Raw genomic sequence first — 2,743 nt, 5'->3', positions numbered from 1 at the left:
CCCGATTCTACTATTTCTGCCATCGCTTTTGATGTTTAGGGTAAACTCAATCGTTTACAGGTTTCTAATTGTCCGATCGCCAGCCTGCGGGCGGCTCCTCGGAGTCGGTGATCAGGTTGAACTTGTTGATGTTCTGCGATTGCAGATTCGCCAGCACGTTTTTAAACGTCGGAAACTTTGCCGAATTGTCTCCCTTGATTGCGATGCGAAGCTGAGAATTCGCTTTCCGGCCGGCATACACCCAGTCGGCTAGTTCACTTACTCCGGTCGAATCCGTCGGGATACCCGGCTGCTTCACGAGTCCCATTTCCGGGCTGGGCAGGTCGAGCCACCCTTTCAGTTGCGCCAGCGGAAAGCCAAAGCTCGCCTGATAGGAAAACTTCTGCTTCTGCGCGTCCGTAAAAGTCAGTCCCTTGGTTTCAGCGATGTTTTCCAACATTCTGATGCGGTCAGGCTGCGCGTCCACACCGAAAAACACCTCACCGTCGTTGCCGATGCTTATCATCATGATATTGTCATCGGGTACTTTGATGGCAGAGATAGAGGACGGTGTGTCGATCTCGGCGGCCTCCTGCGACTTGAACGTGGCGGTCATAATGAAGAACGTCAGCAGCAGAAACGCTACATCCGTCATCGCTGTCATGTCGATCGTGGGTGGATGCTTCTTTGGTCTTACTTTTGCCATGGCAATATATAAGTTTTTTTTATATTAACGAAACAATACTATCGATTATTTTGCACAAAAACAAAAATTATCAGGCGGGTCATCTCAGAACCGCCTGATAATCAATCAATAGTGAGCGGCAAAATTTTGCTGGATGCTCATGCTGATTTCTTCGATGCTGTACGTCAGGTCATCCACTTTACTGTTCAGGTAAGCGTAGGAGATCGTCGCGATGGCGGCAGTACCGATACCCAGACCCGTGTTAATCAAGGCCTCGGAGATACCCGTTGCCAGGGCGGCCGAATCAGGAGAACCGGAAGCTCCCAGGGCGGCGAACGCCTTGATCATTCCGATTACCGTTCCGAGCAGGGCGATCAGCGTAGAGGCCGAAGCCAGCGTCGCGATAATCGTCAGGTTCTTTTGTAGCATGGGCATTTCGAGCGTCGTAGCTTCCTCAATTTCTTTCGATAGAGCAGCCATTTTTTGCTCCTTGTCAAGTACCGTATCGGTAGTAAGCAGCTTGTATTTCTCCAGACCTGTACGGATTACGTTACCGACCGATCCCTTCTGCTTGTCGCACTCCTTGATGGCTTCGTCGATTTGGTTGCGGTCCAACAAACTCCGGATTTTGCGAACAAATGCGTCTACGTTGGAGGTTCCACTAGCCTTACCCAGAGTAATGAGACGCTCGATAGTATACACCAGCACGATCAGAAAGCAGGTCATCAGAATCGGTACGATGGGGCCTCCCTTATATACGATACCGTAGTAGTCGCCGGGTGCGGGGCCTTTTTCGTGGTCACCGTCGATAAAGTGTTCGGGGGCACCCAGCACGTAGATGTAAATTGCCAGGGCAATGACAAACAGCAGGGGAATGACCCAAGCCGGGTTCAACACTCCACCTTTTCCTTTCGCTTTTGGGTCTTTGGGGGCTTTGGCAGCTTTTGGTGCCGGGGTCGTAGCTTTCTTTTCCATTAGACTTGCTTTTTAAAGAGTTAATTGAGGTTTTGGTTACTGATTAGATAAAAAATTTTGAATAAATGGCTTCTGGTAAAATAATCTTCCGATTTAAAGGTGAAACAATGGACAAGGCAAAAGTATGGGTTTTCCTTTTAAAATTCCGCAAGGCAATGTTTAGTTTTTTAAAACTTTTTTAAAATCCTTGTTATCAAATATTACTTTTCCAATATCGAGTTAGTATTATAATTTCAAATAATCTTGATTGATTGATGAGAATTGGTGATTCTTAGGATATTTTCCTCTTAAATAAATTGTACTTTTCTAAAATTACTCATTTAGTTTGAACTGCTTATTAACCAAACGGAGTCGGAAAAATAGAGCCTTACTTACACAAAAACAAATTTTCTTTGGGAAGGGAGGCTGCACAATACTCCAACCGAGCAAGAACCAGTAAAGGAGCGGGGCACTTTCTTTATACTCGTATCTTCAATTGCTTTTTATTCGTCGATGTCGCGGATCGACCCGAAGCCGATTACATCCTTTAGGAGCGGGTCACTTCTAAGCTCGGTGGCCCTCACTATCTTTTCTTTTCCGAACTCGTCTTTTATCTCGTAAAGCACTTTTCTGAGTTTGTCGCGCCGCTGTTGGGTATCGAAAAGCTGGTACTGAATCATTTCTGCTGGTACAAAATCACTAACCCCTACCCCCATTCTACGCATGTTCGAGTTTAGGACGGGGTCGCAGGTCTGAGATCGTGCAAATTGCTCCATACGCTGACCCAGGGTTTGGTAGAGCTCTATACCGTCCTGCACAGGGGTGGGAAAACGAACCTGCGTTTCGTACTGGTATGAAATGTCGTAGTAGCGTGCCGTAAACACTACTACGCGGCAATAAACCTGTTGCTTTACCATGCGCCCTTCTAACCTTAAACATAATCCTAGAAAAATTGCGTCGAGCGATTCGGGTGACGCGCGCTGTGTCGCCGAGAGCGTTCGCATGGCCTGCATGGTTTTGTACCCCACCTGCTCGCGCAAATCCATCTCGCCACCGAAATTGAGACGATAGTGCCACTGTAAGCCTACTAAGCTCTTGAAAACCAGTTGCAACTTCTCAGGTGAG

Annotated in this window: 2 protein-coding genes and 1 pseudogene; all 3 read right to left on the bottom strand. The window is 47.3% G+C overall.

Going from position 1 to position 2,743, the window contains the following annotated elements; all coding sequences use genetic code 11:
* Positions 1–64: 64 nt before the first annotated feature.
* A complete protein-coding gene (locus tag ACEW8P_RS11445; protein ID WP_373513213.1) occupies positions 65–685 on the bottom strand; it encodes an ExbD/TolR family protein in 621 nt (206 codons plus the stop codon).
* Positions 686–790: 105 nt separating this feature from the next.
* Positions 791–1,639, bottom strand: coding sequence for a MotA/TolQ/ExbB proton channel family protein (locus ACEW8P_RS11440; protein WP_373513212.1), 849 nt, complete (start codon positions 1,637–1,639; stop codon positions 791–793).
* 482 nt (positions 1,640–2,121) lie between these two features.
* Positions 2,122–2,743: pseudogene (locus ACEW8P_RS11435) on the bottom strand (DNA polymerase IV); the annotation flags it as partial.

The sequence above is a fragment of the Persicitalea sp. genome, from assembly GCF_041751555.1.
Taxonomy (GTDB): domain Bacteria; phylum Bacteroidota; class Bacteroidia; order Cytophagales; family Spirosomataceae; genus Persicitalea.
Note: the sequence above shows the minus strand (reverse complement) of the source record. Positions and strands in the feature narration are given on the sequence as shown.